This is a genomic window from Kribbella sp. DT2, from assembly GCF_049844575.1.
GTDB lineage: Bacteria > Actinomycetota > Actinomycetes > Propionibacteriales > Kribbellaceae > Kribbella.
The window spans coordinates 160,338-175,945 of record NZ_JBNCLH010000011.1; the positions used below are offsets into that span (position 1 = coordinate 160,338).

Genomic DNA, 15,608 nt, shown 5'->3' on the forward strand with positions numbered 1-15,608 from the left:
CTACTGCATACCGTATGGAACTTTGGTACTCCTCTCCGCTACCACTTGTCCAGACCCCAGGGCTCTTGTGTGTGAACTTGCATACAGCATACAGTCGCCATATTGACCTGTGAGGTGCTGTGTGAGGAGAGGACTGCCCCCGTGGACCTGATGGAGTACCAAGCCAAAGAACTCTTCGCCCGGCACGCCGTGCCGGTCACCCTCGGCCGGGTGGTCGAGGACGCCGCCGACGCGGCCGCAGCGGCCGAGGCGCTCGGCGGGCGGGTGGTGGTGAAGGCCCAGGTGAAGGCCGGCGGCCGCGGCAAGGCCGGTGGCGTCAAGCTCGCCGCCGACCCGGCCGAGGCGACCGCCCGCGCCCAGGACATCCTCGGGATGGACATCAAGGGCCACGTCGTACGGCGGGTGCTGCTCGCGCCGGCGGCCGACATCGCCGACGAGTACTACCTCTCGTTCCTGGTCGACCGGGCCAACCGCGGCTACCTGTGCATCGCGAGCACCGAGGGCGGTGTCGAGATCGAGGAGGTCGCGCACACCAACCCCGACGCGATCGCGAAGATCTCGATCGACCCGGCGGTCGGCGTCGACGACGCGAAGGCCGCCGAGATCGTCGCCGCGGCCGGCTTCCCGGACGGCGCCGCCGAGGTGGTCAAGAGCCTGTGGACGGTGTTCATCGCCGAGGACGCCTCACTGGTCGAGGTGAACCCGCTGGTCAAGCTCGGCGACGGCCGGCTGGAGGCGCTGGACGGCAAGGTCACGCTGGACGAGAACGCGGCGTACCGGCACGCCGACCACGCCGCCTTCGAGGACAAGGCCGCGGCCGACCCGCTCGAGGCCGCCGCGCAGGACAAGGGCCTGAACTACGTCAAGCTCGACGGCGAGGTCGGGATCATCGGCAACGGCGCGGGCCTGGTGATGTCCACGCTCGACGTCGTCGCGTACGCCGGTGAGGCGCACGGCGGCGTGAAGCCGGCCAACTTCCTCGACATCGGCGGCGGTGCGTCGGCCGAGGTGATGGCCAACGGGCTGGGGATCATCCTCGGCGACGCCCAGGTGAAGAGCGTGTTCGTGAACGTGTTCGGCGGGATCACCGCGTGCGACGCGGTCTCCAACGGCATCGTGCAGGCGCTCGAACTGCTCGGGCCCGCGGCGAACAAGCCGCTCGTCGTCCGGCTGGACGGCAACAACGTGGACGAGGGCCGCAAGATCCTCGCCAAGGCGAACCACCCGCTGGTGACGGTGGTGGACACCATGGACGGTGCCGCGGACCGCGCCGCCGAGCTGGCCGCGCAGGCCTGAGAGGAGCTGGACGAGATGGCGATCTTCCTGACCGAGCAGAGCAAGGTCATCGTGCAGGGCATGACCGGCGCCGAGGGGCAGAAGCACACCTCCCGGATGCTTGCCGCCGGCACCAACATCGTCGGCGGCGTGACGCCGGGCAAGGGCGGCCAGTCGGTCGACTTCGCCAAGCGGTCGATCCCGGTCTACGGGTCCTGCGCCGACGCGGTGAAGTCGACCGGTGCGGACACCTCCGTGGTGTTCGTGCCGCCGCGGTTCGTCAAGGGCGCGGTGATCGAGGCGATCGACGCCGGCCTGGGCCTGGTCGTGGTGATCACCGAAGGCGTCCCGGTGCACGACACCGCCGCGTTCTTCGCGCACGCCGAGGCCAACGGGACCCGGATCATCGGCCCGAACTCCCCCGGCCTGATCAGCCCCGGCCGCGCGAACGCCGGGATCATCCCGGCCGACATCGCCGGCCCGGGCCGGATCGGGCTGGTGTCGAAGTCGGGCACGCTGACGTACCAGATGATGTACGAGCTGCGGGAGTACGGCTTCACGACCGCGATCGGCATCGGCGGCGACCCGATCATCGGCACCACCCACATCGACGCGCTGCGGGCCTTCCAGGACGACCCCGACACCGAGGCGATCGTGATGATCGGCGAGATCGGCGGCGACGCGGAGGAGCGGGCGGCGGCGTTCATCGCCGAGTACGTGACCAAGCCCGTCGTCGGCTACGTGGCCGGCTTCACCGCGCCCGAGGGCAAGACGATGGGCCACGCGGGCGCGATCGTGTCCGGCTCGTCCGGTACGGCGGCCGCCAAGCAGGAGGCGCTCGAGGCCGTCGGGGTCAAGGTCGGCAAGACGCCGTCCGAGACCGCCCGGCTGATGCGGGCCGCGCTCGAGCAGAGCCTGAACCCCGTCTGAGAGGTGGACTGATGGCGAAGAAGATCGGATTCATCGGCCTCGGGATCATGGGGTCGCACATGGCGGCCAACCTGGTCCGGGCCGGCTACGACGTCACCGGGTACGACGTCGTACCGGCGTCGGTCGAGAAGCTGCTGCAGGCCGGCGGCAAGCCCGCGCCGACGATCGCCGAGGCGGTCGCGGGAGCGGAGGTCGTGATCACCATGCTGCCGGACTCGCCGCAGGTGGCCGAGGTCGTGCTCGGGCCGGGCGGCGTGCTGGAGTCGGCTCCGTCGGGCCTGCTGCTGATCGACATGTCGTCGATCGCGCCGGAGACCTCGCTGGAGGTCGCCCGGGTCGGCGCGGAGAGCGGCGTACGGGTCCTGGACGCGCCGGTCAGCGGTGGCGAGCAGGGCGCGATCAAGGCGTCGCTGTCGATCATGGTCGGCGGTGACGAGGAGGTGTTCGCCGAAGCGCGGCCGATCTTCGAGGACCTCGGCCGGACGATCGTGCACGTCGGCGGTCACGGCGCCGGCCAGACGGTGAAGGCCGCGAACCAGCTGATGGTGGCCGGCATCATCTCGCTGGTCAGCGAGGCGATCGTGCTGCTGGAGGCGTCCGGCGTCGACGGCGAGCGCGGCCTCGAGGTGCTGGCCGGCGGACTGGCCGGGAACCGCATCCTCGACCTCAAGGCGTCGTCGATGCTCGGCCGGGAGTTCGCGCCCGGCTTCCGGATCGACCTGCATCACAAGGACATGGGCATCGCGCTGTCCGCCGCCCGTGCGGCCGGGGTCGCGCTGCCGGTGACCGGTCTGGTCGCCCAACTGGTTTCCGCGGCCCGCGCCATGGGTCACGGATCTCTCGACCACTCAGCACTGCTGAAGGTGGTCGAGGAACTGTCAGGACGGAACACCTGACACGAACCGCCGGCGAGGGTCGCCAGCTCCTCGCCGGCGGTTCTCCGTCGTTCAGCAGCAGCCGTCGGTGCACGTGCCTTGCGCGCAGGTGCAGCCGGCGGCTGCCGCCGTCCCGCCCGCGATCGGCGCGCAGCAGCCCTTGCCCTTCCAGGCCTCGATCCCTTCGCGGAGTGCGACGGCGGCGATGACCAGTCCCGCGATCGGGTCGGCCCAGCTCCAGCCGAGCGTCGCGTTCAGCACCAGGCCGACCAGCAGCACCGCGGACAGGTACGTGCACAGCAGCGTTTGGGTGCTGTCGGCAACGACCGCGGTGGATCCGAGCGCCTTGCCGGTACGGCGCTGGGCCCAGGACAGGAACGGCATCACGATCAGCGACGCGACCGCCAGGCCGATGCCGACCGGGGACGCCTCGGGCGTCGTACCGGTGATCAGGGCGCGGACCGACTCGAACCCGACGTACGCCGCCAGCGCGAAGAACGAGAACGCCAGCAGCCGGAGCGCCTGCCGCTCGCGGGTCTCCGGGAGCCGGTGCCGGAACTGCCACAGGATGATCAGCCCGCTGGACACCTCCACCACCGAGTCCAGCCCGAAGCCGACCAGCGCGACCGACCCCGCGACCAGGCCGGCACTGATCGCGACGACCGCCTCGACGACGTTGTAGGTCACGGATGCGCCGGCCAGCAACTGAGCCCGGCGCCCTAGTCGACGACGTTCTTCGGGATCCGCGACCCACGTGCTGAGTTGCAGCGGCTGCTGGCTCATTCCCGAGCCTCGATCCCGTACACCGGGCACAGCACGACGGCGTCCCCGGTCAGCCCGAGCAGCTTCTCCGCCGCCGACAGCAGCTCCATCGTCGCCTCCGGATGCGTGAGGCTGAACAACGAGGCCCGCCCCTGCGGCCGGGACTCCACGAGCCCGCAGTCCTTCAGACAGGCAAGGTGCTTCGACACCGTCGACTGGGCCAGGCCCAGGTGCTCGGTCAGCTCGACGACCCGGTGCTCCCCCACCGCCAGGTGCCGCACGATCGCCAGTCGCGACCCGTCGCTGAACCCGTTGAACAAGCAGGCCGCGGCACCCAGCGCTGTCGTCTCATCGACCTTCAGCTCTATCATCGCCATCTGGCGATGTTAGCACCCTCAAGGCCACAGTCACTGTGGGGTGGCTGTGCGTTCGTAGAGGTCTTCGCCCGGGGAGACGATCAGGACCAGGGAGCCGTCGAAGTGTTCCTGGGTGCGGAGGTGGCCGTACTCGGCGTCCCACGTCCCGTCCGCCAGGTCGCGGGTGAGGTGCTCGGTGAAGCGGGCGTGGACCTCGGGCGGGACGAAGCTCCAGGCGGAGTTGGCCTTGCGGGCGCCGGGATCCAGCAGGCGTTCCGGACGCCCGTAGTACGCCTCGCCGAAGCCGTCGGTGCAGTCCAGCGGAATCGGTACGGCGAACGACTGGCCTCCGCCCAGGGCGGCCGCGATCTTGTCGACGGGCGGGTAACGCCGGGCCTCGGTGTCGATCGCCTCCGGCGCGTACTCGTGCAACCAGTAGCGGCTCAGCAAGGTCGGATCACACGTCAGTACGGCGACCGGCCCGCGCGTCACCCGGCGTACCTCGGTCAGGCCGGCCGCGAGGTCGTGCCACTGGTGCACGGTGAACGTCGCCATCGCGCCGTCGAAGGTGTCGTCGGCGAACGGCAGGTCCTCGGCCGTCGCGTCGATCGCCTCGACCAGGCCCGCCGGGCGTTGGGCACGCATCTGCGCGGACGGCTCGACCGCGACCAGGTCCCCGTCGGTCGGCTCGTACGAACCGGCGCCGGCGCCGACGTTCAGGATCTTCCGGGCCGGCCCGAGCGCGTCCCGGATCGCAGCGGCGATCCGCGGCTCGGGACGGCGGTAGGCGGTGTAGTCGACGCCGATCCGTCCGTAGTCGGCGTCCCCTGCGCTGCCGTCCGGTGCCCGGCCGGGGGTCTGGTGATCAAGCCTCATGCTCGCTCCTTCGCGACGTGAGATTCCAGCTTGACCCTACGGCAGGACCACAGATACCAGTGGGCTACTCAGGAGACCACTGGTCTTACTGGTCGGGCACAGCACTGCGCCCGAAAGACCTCGCGGAGTCCTTCGGGCGCAGCGGGTAGGAAAGGTGGGCCCAGAATGTGCAGAGCGGGCTGTCGGCAGGGCTCGCCTCCGGACCCGCCTGGTCAGGGGGTGGGCGCCGGAGCGACCGCGGCCGGTGCCACCAGGCCGGGCGGGCGGCCCGACGTCGGCGCGTGCGCGACCTTCCCGGTCGACGTACCGACCTTGCTGGACAGGAGATCGGCGACGGCGTGCACCGCGCGCAACGTGGGTGCCTTGGTGCCGGTCAGGTCGGCCAGCTCCACCACCGCGGCGAGGATCACGTCGAGCTCGAGCGGCTTGTCCTTCTCCAGGTCCTGCAGCATCGACGTCTTGTGCTCGCCGACCCGCTCGGCGCCGTCGATCCGCTTCTCGACCGAGATCTCGGGGGCGCTGCCGACCGCGCGGGCGATCTCGAGGGTCTCCTCCATCATCAGCTTGACCATCGCGCGGGTGCCCTGGTGGGTGGCGATCTCGACCATCGTCGCCCGGGCCAGCGCGCTGATCGGGTTGAACGCCGCGTTGCCGAGCAGCTTGATCCAGATGTCGTTGCGGACGTCGTCCTCGACCGGGCACTTCAGCCCGCCCGCGACCATCGCCTCGCTGAACTCCAGGCACCGGTCGCTCTGCCCACCGACCGGTTCACCGATCGAGAACCGGGTGCCCTCCAGATGCCGTACGACGCCCGGCCCGTCCAGCTCGGTCGAGCAGTAGACGACGCAGCCGATCGCGCGTTCGAGCTGGATGACCCGGGTCACCTCACCACCCGGGTCAACCGACTCGATCCGGTGCCCTTCGTACGGGCCCGGCAGCCCGTGGAAGTACCACCACGGGATGCCGTTCTGGGCCGCGATCACCGCGGTCTTGTCGTGCAGCAACGGTTCCAGCAGCGCACCGCTGGACGCGTAGGAGTTGGCCTTCAGCCCGAGGAAGACGAAATCGACCGGACCGATCTCTTTCGGGTCGTCGGTGGCCGGTGTCCGGGCCAGCCAGTCGCCCCGCGGACTGTGAACCTGGACACCGTTCTTCCGGATCGCGTCGAGATGGGCGCCACGAGCAACGAGATGGACCTCGGTCCCACCCCGGTGCAGGGCCGCGCCGACGTACGCACCGATCGCTCCGGCGCCGAGAACTGCGACTCTCATCGTGTCCCTCCTTCTTCAGTCTCGGAGCCCGGAAGCGGTCGGGATCGGGTTGACCACGCCGTCCAGCTCGTCGAACTCGACCACGTTGTCCAGCTCGGTGCCCATGGCAACGTTCGTGACGCGTTCCAGGATCACCTCGACGACGACCGGCACCTCGTACTCGACCATCAGCTTCTTGGCCTCCTCCAGCGCCGGCAGGATCCCGTCGGGCTCGAACACCCGCAACGCCTTGCAGCCCAGGCCTTCGGCCACCTTGACGTGGTCGACGCCGTACCCGCCGAGCTCGGGGGTGTTGATGTTGTCGAACGAGAGCTGGACGCAGAAGTCCATGTCCAGCCCGCGCTGGGCCTGCCGGATCAGCCCGAGGTAGGCGTTGTTCACCACCACGTGGATGTAGGGGATCTTGAACTGCGCGCCGACCGCGAGCTCCTCGATCAGGAACTGGAAGTCGTAGTCGCCCGACAGCGCCACGACCGTGGCCTCGGGATCGGCGACCGCGACGCCGAGCGCGGCCGGTCCGGTCCAGCCGAGCGGGCCTGCCTGGCCGGCGTTGATCCAGTGCCGGGGCCGGTAGACGTGCAGCATCTGGGCGGCCTGGATCTGCGACAGCCCGATCGTGGAGACGTACCGGACGTCGGGTCCGAAGGCATTGTTCATCTCCTGGTAGACCCGTTGCGGCTTCACCGGCACGCTGTCGAAGTCGGTACGCCGTACCAGCGTGCGCTTGCGTTCGCGACACTCGGCGGCCCACGCGGAGCGGTCCGGCAACGGACCCTGCGCCATCCGGGTGCGGGTGACGTGGATCAGCGTCTCCAGCGCCGCCTTCGCGTCCGACACGATGCCGAGGTCGGGCGCGAAGACCCGGCCGATCTGGGTCGGCTCGACGTCGATGTGGACGAACTTGCGCTCACCCCGGTAGACGTCCAGCCCACCCGTGTGCCGGTTCGCCCAACGGTTGCCGATGCCAACGACCAGGTCCGAGGCGAGCAGCGTCCGGTTGCCGTACCGGTGCGCGGTCTGCAGACCGACCATGCCGGCCATCAGCCGGTGGTCGTCCGGGATCGTGCCCCAGCCCATCAGCGTCGGCACCACCGGTACGCCGTTCAGCTCGGCGAACTCGACCAGCAGGTCGGCCGCGTCGGCGTTCACGATGCCACCACCGGCCACGATCAGGGGATGCTCGGCCTCCGCCAGCAGGTCGAGCACCTTCTCCGCCTGGGCGACGCTGGCGCGCGGCGTCGCGATCGGCAGCGGGACGTACAGGTCGGGATCGAAGTCGATCTCGGTCAGCTGCACGTCGAGCGGCAGGTCGATCAGCACCGGGCCGGGACGCCCGCCACGCATCTCCTGGAACGCCTTCTGGAAGGTGCCCGGGACCTGGGCGGCCTCCAGCACGGTGACCGCCATCTTGGTCACCGTCTGCGCGATGGACGGTACGTCGATCGCCTGGAAGTCCTCCTTGTGCAGCTTGGCCACCGGCGCCTGCCCGGTGATGCACAGAATCGGGATCGAGTCGGCCGAGGCGGCGTACAGGCCGGTGATCATGTCGGTGCCGGCCGGGCCCGAGGTCCCGACGCAGACCCCGATGTTGCCGGCCTTGGCGCGGGTGTAGCCCTCGGCCATGTGCGAGGCGCCCTCGACGTGCCGGGCGAGCACGTGTTTCAGCTCGCCCTGGGCCCGGACGGCGGCGTAGAACGGGTTGATGGCGGCGCCAGGAAGGCCGAACAGGTGGGAGACGCCCTCGCGCCGGAGGATCTCCACCGCCGCGCGGGCGGCAGTCATTCGAGGCATGGCAGCTCCTTGTCGGTCAGGACGATTCGCGGTCGATCAGCCAGCCGAAGCTGTCGGCGGTCGGGCCGGAAGGCTTGTACTCCAAGCCGATCCAGCCGTCGTAGCCGGCGTCGGCGAGTTCGCCGAGGTGCTGGCCGATCGGGATCGTGCCGGTCCCGGGCTGGTTGCGCCCGGGTGCGTCCGCGATCTGTACGTGCGCGATCCGGTCGGCGTACGTCGTGATCGCCTTGCTCACGTCGTCCCCGTTGACGGTCAGGTGGTATAGATCGGCCAGCAGCCCGATGCTCGTGACACCGGACTCGGCGACCACGCGGTCGATCACCGCGATCGCGTCGGCCGCGGTCAGCAGCGGGTAGCGCTCGGCGCCACTGACCGGTTCGACCAGGACGACGCCACCGAAGGAACCGGCCGCGGTGGCGGCCAGCGCGAGGTTCTCGGCGGCCAGTTCGTCCTGGGCCTGGGGTGCGAATCCCTCGACCCGGTTGCCGTACAGCGCGTTGAACGCACGGCAGCCGAGGCGTTCCCCGATCCCCAGCGTGACCGCGAGGTTGTCGCGGAACTCCAGCGATCGTTGCGGCCAGGACACCAGGCCGCGGTCACCACCCGGCATGTCACCGGCGGCGAAGTTCAGTCCGGTCAGCTGGACGTCCGCCTCGAGCACGGCGCGTTCGAACGCGTCGACCTCGGCGTCACCCGGCAGCGCGGAGTCGAACGGCCACCAGAACTCGACGGCCTCGAAGCCGGCGGATCGGGCGGCCGCAGGGCGTTGCAGCAAAGGCAGTTCGGTGAACAGGAGCGAGCAGTTCACGGCGAACTTGGGCACAGCAGTCTCCATGGTCCCGCCTTTCGGAGGGGCTCGGTATACCGCATACAGTAGGCCGACCCCACAGGGCGGTCAAGGCATGACCAACGTCACATTTGCGATGCCGCGATAGGCCTTGCCTACCAAGCAATCCGGAAAGCGCTCGCCCGTCCGGGTGGTTGGATCGGCCCGAGTGCGGCCGCCCCGGCTGCGGCTATATCTGGTCAGCGGCTCCCGACCAGTACGACGTACGCCGGGCAGCAGGTCGGCTGGACCTCACCGGCGGATGACGCCGGGATCGGCCTCCAGCGTGATCGAGTCCAGGTTGACGTTGCCGTTGTCGTTCGGGCCGTAAGTGAACGTCAGCGGCGTGGACGGGTCGAGCGGCAGGGCGGCCTCGCGGCTCGACCAGGTGTCCCAGTTCGCCAGCGTGGGCAGCGAGAGCTGGACCGAGCGCGTCCCGCCGGCCAGCGTCATCGTCTGGGTCGTGCCGATGGCGTTGGCGTAGCGCAGGCTGACTGTGTAGAGACCGGCCGCGGCAACCGGCGCGACGACCCGTACGCCGCTGTCCTTGGTCTTCAAGCAGGCCACGAAGCCGGTCCCGGTGTACCCCGTGTGGTCCGTACGGCGGCAAGCGCCGCTGACCAACTCCGCGGACTCCGCCTCGACCGTACGAGGCCCGGTGGCGAACACTCCCGCGGCGGTCAGCAGCTCGGCAGCGACCGCGGGATCGATCGGGCCGGCCTCGACCAGAGCTGTGAACCGGGTGACGGCAGACTGCATCCCCGCCTGGTCGTCGGCGACCGCCGCGGTGATCGCACCCTTCAGCTCGGCGAAGAGACGCGGATCCACGGCGGCCTGCCGCACCTTCAGCGCCAAGGAGAACAGTCCCTGCGGCTCACCGAGCCGAGTGGTCAGCAGGTCGTCGATGGCAGTCCTGGCCGGCGTACTCACCTCGGCGACCGGAAGGCTGTAGAGCGTCAGCCGCGCATCCTGCAACGCCAGCAATCGACCGGTCACGTCACCGCGAAGGAGCTGGCTCTCCGCTTTCACGAGCGGAAGCTCCAGCCGCACCATCGCGGACGTCGTCAGCTTTCCGGACAGCCTCAGTGCGGGAACGAGTTTGAGCAGCGATCGCGGCTGCGCCACCCGGACCGTCCGGCTGCGCTGCCCGCCAGGTGCACCCACCGCGACCAGGAAGTCCCGGTCAGGCACCTCGGAGGCGGGCACGGTCCACTCGACCGTTCGGGTTCCACGGCCGGCGACCCGGACGCCGCGCGGCTGGCCGCTGGCTCGACCGTCGACGAACACCTGGGCCTGGAAGTCAGCGACGGTGCTGCCGGAGTTGCCGATCGGGACCTTCACGCTGAGCTGCTGGGTCGTCGGATCGAGCACGGCCGTCGGGGTTCCGTACGATGCCCGCGGCCCGGCGCACCAGGAAAGAGTGCGGAGATCGGTGGCGGTCGCGGGCCGGAGCTTGACCGCTTGGCCCCCCGCTCCGGCGAGCGCCATGGACAACCGGGTCGACGAGTTGACCAGTGTCCGGGTGATCTCGACGGGCAGCGGATCGCCCTTCCAGCTCGTCTCCTGGGCGTCGGCGTAGATCTCCGCGACGAACGTGCCCCGCGGCAGGAACGACAGCGGTGTCTGCAGCACGCGATCGTTCTCGTCGGTGATCGCGCCGACGTACCAGGTGGAACCGCTGCGCCGCGCCGTCGTGGTGTAGTCACCGATGACGCTGTCCAGGACCCGGGTCTCGTCCCAGCTGGCCGGAAGGCCCTTCAGGAAGGCGAATCCGGGGTGGGCGGCGTAGTTCTCGGGAGTGTCCGCGAGCATCTGCAGCGGGCTGAAGAACGTCGGGTACAGCGCGAGCTGCGCCGCCGACGTGGTCTGCACCCGGGTCCCGAGCCGGGCCGGGTCCCAGGTCACGTTCAGTACGCCGGGCGTGTAGTCGGCGGGACCGCCCATGAAGCGGGTGAAGGGCAGGATCGTCGCCTGGGCAGGAGGGTTGCCCTGGGCACCCATGTAGTTCTGCTGCTCCATGCCGGCGACGCCTTCGCCGGTCATCATGTTCGGGTAGGTGCGGCCGAGGCCGGTCGGCTTGATCGCCTCGTGGGCGTCGACGGTGATCTTGTGCCGGGCTGCCGCGTCGACCACGCGCTGGTAGTGCCGGACGGCCTCCTGGTCGTAGTGGCTGCGGTTCACCCCGCCGAGCAGGAACTTGGTGGCGTAGCCGGTCTTGATCGCGTGGATGCCGAGCTCTTCGTACTTACTGAAGATCTTCTCCAGGTTGGCGTCGTAGTAGTCGACGTCGCCGCGGGTCTCGTTGTGCGCGATGTAGCCGACGCCGTTCGCCGCGGCGTACCGCAGGACCTCGGGAAGGTCGAAGTCGGCCTGCGGGGTGAGGAAGTCCTGACCGGCCCACTGGCCGCCGGCGTTGGTGTTCCAGCCCTCGGCCAGGACGAACTTGGCGCCCGCCTCCTTGGCCAGGTCGATGTACTGCTTGACCCGGGCGGTGGTCGCGCCGTGCTTCGGCCCGGCGGTCCAGGTGGTGTCGCGCCGCTGCAGCTCCCACCAGACACCGACGTACGTCGCGGGCTTGATCCAGGACGTGTCGTTGCAGAGCTTGCACGGGTCGTTGAGGTTCTCGATCAGGTGCGACTCCCCCAGGTCGCCGACGCGCTGCCCCACGGTCAGCGTGCGCCACGGCGTGGAGAACTCGCCCGCCAGCTTGGCCTTGGTGCCGTCGGGCAGGGAGATCAGGTCGCTGGCGAACGTCCCGGGCCGGCCGGGCACGGCCTTCAGCGTCATGCTCGGGTAGTCGATCAGCGCGGCCTCGTGCACGACCACGAACGAGTCGGCGGCCGGCGAGGCGGTGATCGGGGTCTGCGCCGTCGCGACGCCGGACAGCGGCAGGTCGCGGTAGTGCTTCTCGTCGGCGTTCCAGTCCGTGCCCGCGGCGATCGACCAGCTCCGCGCCACGGGATCGAGGGCGAACTCGGTCCGCTCGGCCGTGACCGTGTAGTCGTCCAGGCCGGGCTGGCCCGGGAAGTGGTAGCGGAAACCGACGCCGTCGTCGAAGACCCGGAAGACCAGGTCGAGCTTGAAACCGGTCGCGTCCTGGACGGCGTGCACGGTGAGCTCGCGCGCGTGGTTCCGGACCTGGCTCGAGGTGCCCCAGACGGGCTTCCAGGTCTCGTCGACCGTACGGCGTTCGACCGACTCGATCGTCATGCCCTGCGTGAGGCTCGGCCGGCCGGCGAGGTCCAGCCCGAGTCCGGAGGCGCCGACCAGGACCTTGTTGCGGCTCCGCACGCTGTAGGCGAGCCGGCCGTCCTCGCTGCCGATGGCGAGCCGCAGCTTCCCGTCCGGCGAGGTGACGGTCTCGGTGTGCTGTCCGCTGACCTCCGCGAGACCGCCGGGAGGCGGCGGCGTGGCCTGCGCCGGTGTCACCACCGCTCCGGCGGCGATGACAGCCAGCGCCATCGCGAGCAGTCCGGTCCGTCTTGTCCGCTGGGAGCCCTCACGGTTCATGCACGCCTCATCTGTCCAGGGGTTACAACGTTGTACAGGTTCCCTGTCCAGGCGGCTGGTGTCTAGCCCTCCGGCCGTCAGCCGTGCGTGGATCGCAGCGCGAGGGCTAGCTCCTCCAGAGCGGGCAGCGCGTCGATGATCGTGCGGGCGGAGTCGTCCGGGAGCTGGTCGAGGCACTTGCCGATCGCCTCGGTGCGCAGCAGCTTGATGCGCTCCTGGAGCTCGCGGCCCTGGGCGGTCGCCTCGACCTGGATGGCGCGCAGGTCGGCCGGGTTCGGGTCGCGCTGGATCAGGCCGAGCTCGGTCAGCCGGCCGATCACGCGGGAGACCATCGTCGGGTTCAGGCCCTCCAGCTGGGCCAGTTCGGTCAGGCCGAGCGGCCCGCGGAACGCGATCAGGCCGAGCACCGACGCCTGGGTCGGCGTCAGGCCCTCGTCGGTGGCCGTGGCGTTGAGCTCCCGCGCGAGCCGCGAGATCACGCCGCGCAACTTGTTCAACGTCTCGGTGTCGGACATCTCTACCCCTTTATTGCCTGCTGGCAAGCAATGTACTCTGACTGCTGATGGAACCCCAGAGTCTCCCAGCCGATACCGGCCCATCCAGCGATGGGCCGACCACAGTTGCCGACACGGCCGCGCTCGGCGGTGACGAGCCGTCGCCGAAGCGGTGGATCGTCTTCCCGATCGTCTCGATCGCGCTGCTGATGGCCTCGATCGACCAGACCATCGTCGCCACCGCGCTGATCGCGATCCAGCGCGACCTCGGCGCGCAGCTGAACTGGTCCGGCTGGACGATCACCATCTACGCGCTCGGCCAGATCCTGGTGATGCCGGTCGCCGGGAGGCTCGGTGACCAGTTCGGCCGGAAGAAGATCTTCCTGCTCGCCGCCGTCCTGTTCACGGTCGCCTCGCTGGCCTGCAGCCTGGCCGACAACATCTACCTGCTGGTCGTGTTCCGCGCGTTCCAGGCGATCGGCGGCGGTGCGTTCATGCCGACCGCGACCGGGATCGTCGCCGAGCAGTTCGGCCGCGACCGGGACCGCGCGGTCGGCATGTTCACCTCGATCTTCCCGATCGGCGGCATCCTCGGCCCGATCATCGGCGGCGTGATCGTCACCTACTGGTCGTGGCGGGAGATCTTCCTGGTCAACGTCCCGGCCGGCGTTCTCCTGATCCTGCTGGCGTGGAAGTTCGTCCCGCACAGCGCGCCGAAGAAGGCAGCCCGGATCGACCTGGTCGGAGCAGCCCTGCTCGCGCTGACGATCCTGCTCGGCATGTACGGCGTCAGCTCGCTCGGCAGCGGCGGCGCTTCGCCGTCCGATCCGCTGTTCATCGCCAGCGAGGTGCTCGCGCTGCTGTTCGGTTTCCTGTTCGTCCGGCACGCCAACCGCGCCGCCGACCCGTTCATTCCGGTCCGCCTGCTGCGCGGCCGCGGCTTCGGCGTGATGAACGCGATCAACCTCCTGTACGGCGCCGCCGTGCTCGGCTTCGGCGCCCTGGTCCCCCTGTACGCCGAGGCCCGCTACGGGATCCAGCCGCTGCAGGCCGGAACGTTGCTCACGGCAAGGGCCGTCGGGATGATCTGTGTCGCCGGGCTGGCCGTGTTCGCGTTGCGCCGTACCGGTTACCGGGCACCGATGATCGGCGGGTTCCTGCTGGTCGCGGGCGGGATGACGATCATGTCGCTGGCGCCGCACGGCCTCACGCCGTACGCGTGGCTGGCCGCGGCCGCCGCCGTGACAGGCATCGGAATGGGTCTGTCGATCCCGGCGTCGAACAACGCGTCGCTGCAGCTCGCGCCCGACCAGATCTCCGCGATCGCCGGGCTGCGCGGGATGTTCCGGCAGTCGGGCGGGATCATCGCGGTCTCGGTCACCACGGCGATCCTGTCGCACGCGGCGACGCCGGGGATCGCGCAGGCGCACAGCTTCATCGTGTTCGCGGCGGTGCTGGTGCTGATCATCCCGTTCGCGTTCATGGTGCCGGACCACCGCGGCTCCTGGTAGCTAGGGTGTGTCTCCCGATTCGCGCAGTAGGCGAGAATCGGGAGACACACCCTTAGCCGGCCGCCAGCTTGAAGGTCGCCCGGTAGGCGCCCGGGCTGGTCCCGCTGCTCAGCAGGAAGTGCCGGCGCAACGACTCGGTCGAGCCGAAGCCGGCGGCGTACGCGATCTGCGTGACGGTCAGGTCCGACTCCTCCAGCAGCTCGCGCGCCCTCTCGACCCGGCGCATCACCACCCAGTCGAGCAGCGATTGCCCGGTCTCCGCCTTGAACCGGCGCGCCAGCGTCCGCGTGCTCATGTGCGCGTGGTCGGCGACGTACTGCAGGGACAGCGGCTCGTCGAGATGCTCCAGCATCCACGCCAGGACGGGCGCGAGCCCACCGGTCAGCGGTTTCTCGATGATCTTCGTGTACTGCGCCTGGCCGCCGGCGCGGTGCGGCGGGCTGACCAGCAGCCGGGACATGTCGTTCGCGTACGACTGGCCGTGGTCGGAGCGCAGCACGTGCAGGCACAGGTCGGCCGCCGCGAGCATGCCGCCCGAGGTGAGCACCTGGCCGTCGTCGACGTACAGCTCGTGCTCGGCCAGCTCCACCCGCGGGAACTCGGCGCGGAAGTCGTCGGCCAGCGCCCAGTGCGTCGTGACGCGGTGCCCGTCCAGGACCCCGGCGTACCCGAGCACGAACGCGCCCGCGCAGAGCGAGATCAGCCGGGCGCCGTCACCGGCCGCCGTCGCGATCGCCTCCAGCGTCTCCGCGTCCCGCGCCGCCAGCGGGTCGTCGACCCCGGGGACGATGACGGTGTCCGCGGTGGCCAGCTCGGCCATCGGCAGCAGCTCGCCGAACGTCGGTACGCCGGCGCGGCCGCACAGCACCACGTCGTACGGGGACTCCGGCTCGGGACGGATCCGGTCGAACATCGTCGGCCGCCGCCCGAACGCCTGCACGGCGACGGCGAGGTCGAGCGCCATCGTGCCCCCGAGCACCGCGATCGCGACCCGGTGCCTGTCCGCCATCTCGGCCCCCTTGATCCGGTGTCCTGATCTGGGGCAAGTATGGCCTGGATCGGGGCGTGCGCGAGGGGCCTGTGGACGAAGACTCGAGTCATCAGCCCGCAGCACTTCTCAGGAGGACAGAC

Annotated in this window: 13 protein-coding genes; 4 read left to right on the forward strand and 9 right to left on the reverse strand. The window is 70.0% G+C overall.

Annotated features, from left to right (window positions below; genetic code table 11):
* Window positions 1-141: 141 nt before the first annotated feature.
* From sucC to ACLQ2O_RS36405, 3 genes are read left to right on the forward strand one after another with little or no spacing between them, the layout of a single operon-like run.
* Window positions 142-1,296 carry an ADP-forming succinate--CoA ligase subunit beta gene (gene sucC / locus ACLQ2O_RS36395; RefSeq protein WP_425841398.1) on the forward strand — a complete coding sequence of 385 codons (1,155 nt, stop codon included), beginning with the start codon at window positions 142-144 and terminating at the stop codon, window positions 1,294-1,296.
* Between the two features lie 15 nt (window positions 1,297-1,311).
* Window positions 1,312-2,205, forward strand: coding sequence for a succinate--CoA ligase subunit alpha (gene sucD, locus ACLQ2O_RS36400; RefSeq protein ID WP_425841401.1), 894 nt, complete (start codon window positions 1,312-1,314; stop codon window positions 2,203-2,205).
* An 11-nt stretch (window positions 2,206-2,216) separates the two neighbouring features.
* Window positions 2,217-3,101: a 2-hydroxy-3-oxopropionate reductase gene (locus ACLQ2O_RS36405; protein WP_425841404.1), complete on the forward strand. Its 885-nt coding sequence runs from the start codon at window positions 2,217-2,219 to the stop codon at window positions 3,099-3,101.
* 51 nt (window positions 3,102-3,152) lie between these two features.
* Here ACLQ2O_RS36405 and ACLQ2O_RS36410 read toward each other — a convergent pair whose 3' ends face one another.
* The 8 genes from ACLQ2O_RS36410 to ACLQ2O_RS36445 form a co-directional block, all read right to left on the reverse strand.
* Window positions 3,153-3,863 (reverse strand): cation diffusion facilitator family transporter, encoded by a 711-nt coding sequence (locus ACLQ2O_RS36410; RefSeq protein ID WP_425841406.1) that lies wholly within the window; start codon window positions 3,861-3,863, stop codon window positions 3,153-3,155.
* Complete coding sequence (locus tag ACLQ2O_RS36415; protein WP_425841409.1) at window positions 3,860-4,219, reverse strand: ArsR/SmtB family transcription factor; 360 nt, start codon at window positions 4,217-4,219, stop codon at window positions 3,860-3,862. The genes ACLQ2O_RS36410 and ACLQ2O_RS36415 overlap by 4 nt, the downstream gene beginning before the upstream one ends.
* Before the next feature lie 30 nt (window positions 4,220-4,249).
* A complete protein-coding gene (locus ACLQ2O_RS36420) occupies window positions 4,250-5,074 on the reverse strand; it encodes a class I SAM-dependent methyltransferase (protein ID WP_425841412.1) in 825 nt (274 codons plus the stop codon).
* A gap of 212 nt (window positions 5,075-5,286) precedes the next feature.
* Complete coding sequence (locus ACLQ2O_RS36425; protein WP_425841414.1) at window positions 5,287-6,345, reverse strand: 2-dehydropantoate 2-reductase; 1,059 nt, start codon at window positions 6,343-6,345, stop codon at window positions 5,287-5,289.
* A gap of 15 nt (window positions 6,346-6,360) precedes the next feature.
* A complete protein-coding gene (gene gcl, locus ACLQ2O_RS36430; RefSeq protein WP_425841417.1) occupies window positions 6,361-8,136 on the reverse strand; it encodes a glyoxylate carboligase in 1,776 nt (591 codons plus the stop codon).
* Between the two features lie 16 nt (window positions 8,137-8,152).
* Complete coding sequence (locus ACLQ2O_RS36435) at window positions 8,153-8,971, reverse strand: hydroxypyruvate isomerase family protein (RefSeq protein WP_425841419.1); 819 nt, start codon at window positions 8,969-8,971, stop codon at window positions 8,153-8,155.
* Between the two features lie 243 nt (window positions 8,972-9,214).
* A complete protein-coding gene (locus tag ACLQ2O_RS36440) occupies window positions 9,215-12,472 on the reverse strand; it encodes a glycoside hydrolase family 97 catalytic domain-containing protein (protein ID WP_425841422.1) in 3,258 nt (1,085 codons plus the stop codon).
* Between the two features lie 77 nt (window positions 12,473-12,549).
* The gene (locus ACLQ2O_RS36445; protein ID WP_425841425.1) at window positions 12,550-12,987 is read right to left on the reverse strand and encodes a MarR family winged helix-turn-helix transcriptional regulator; all 438 of its coding nucleotides are present in this window, start codon (window positions 12,985-12,987) and stop codon (window positions 12,550-12,552) included.
* A gap of 47 nt (window positions 12,988-13,034) precedes the next feature.
* Here ACLQ2O_RS36445 and ACLQ2O_RS36450 point away from each other — a divergent pair, with 47 nt between their 5' ends.
* The gene (locus ACLQ2O_RS36450; RefSeq protein ID WP_425841428.1) at window positions 13,035-14,477 is read left to right on the forward strand and encodes an MFS transporter; all 1,443 of its coding nucleotides are present in this window, start codon (window positions 13,035-13,037) and stop codon (window positions 14,475-14,477) included.
* Between the two features lie 52 nt (window positions 14,478-14,529).
* On the opposite strand, the gene ACLQ2O_RS36455 is transcribed toward ACLQ2O_RS36450, so the two are convergent.
* The gene (locus tag ACLQ2O_RS36455) at window positions 14,530-15,486 is read right to left on the reverse strand and encodes a GlxA family transcriptional regulator (protein WP_425841431.1); all 957 of its coding nucleotides are present in this window, start codon (window positions 15,484-15,486) and stop codon (window positions 14,530-14,532) included.
* Between the last annotated feature and the right edge of the window lie 122 nt (window positions 15,487-15,608).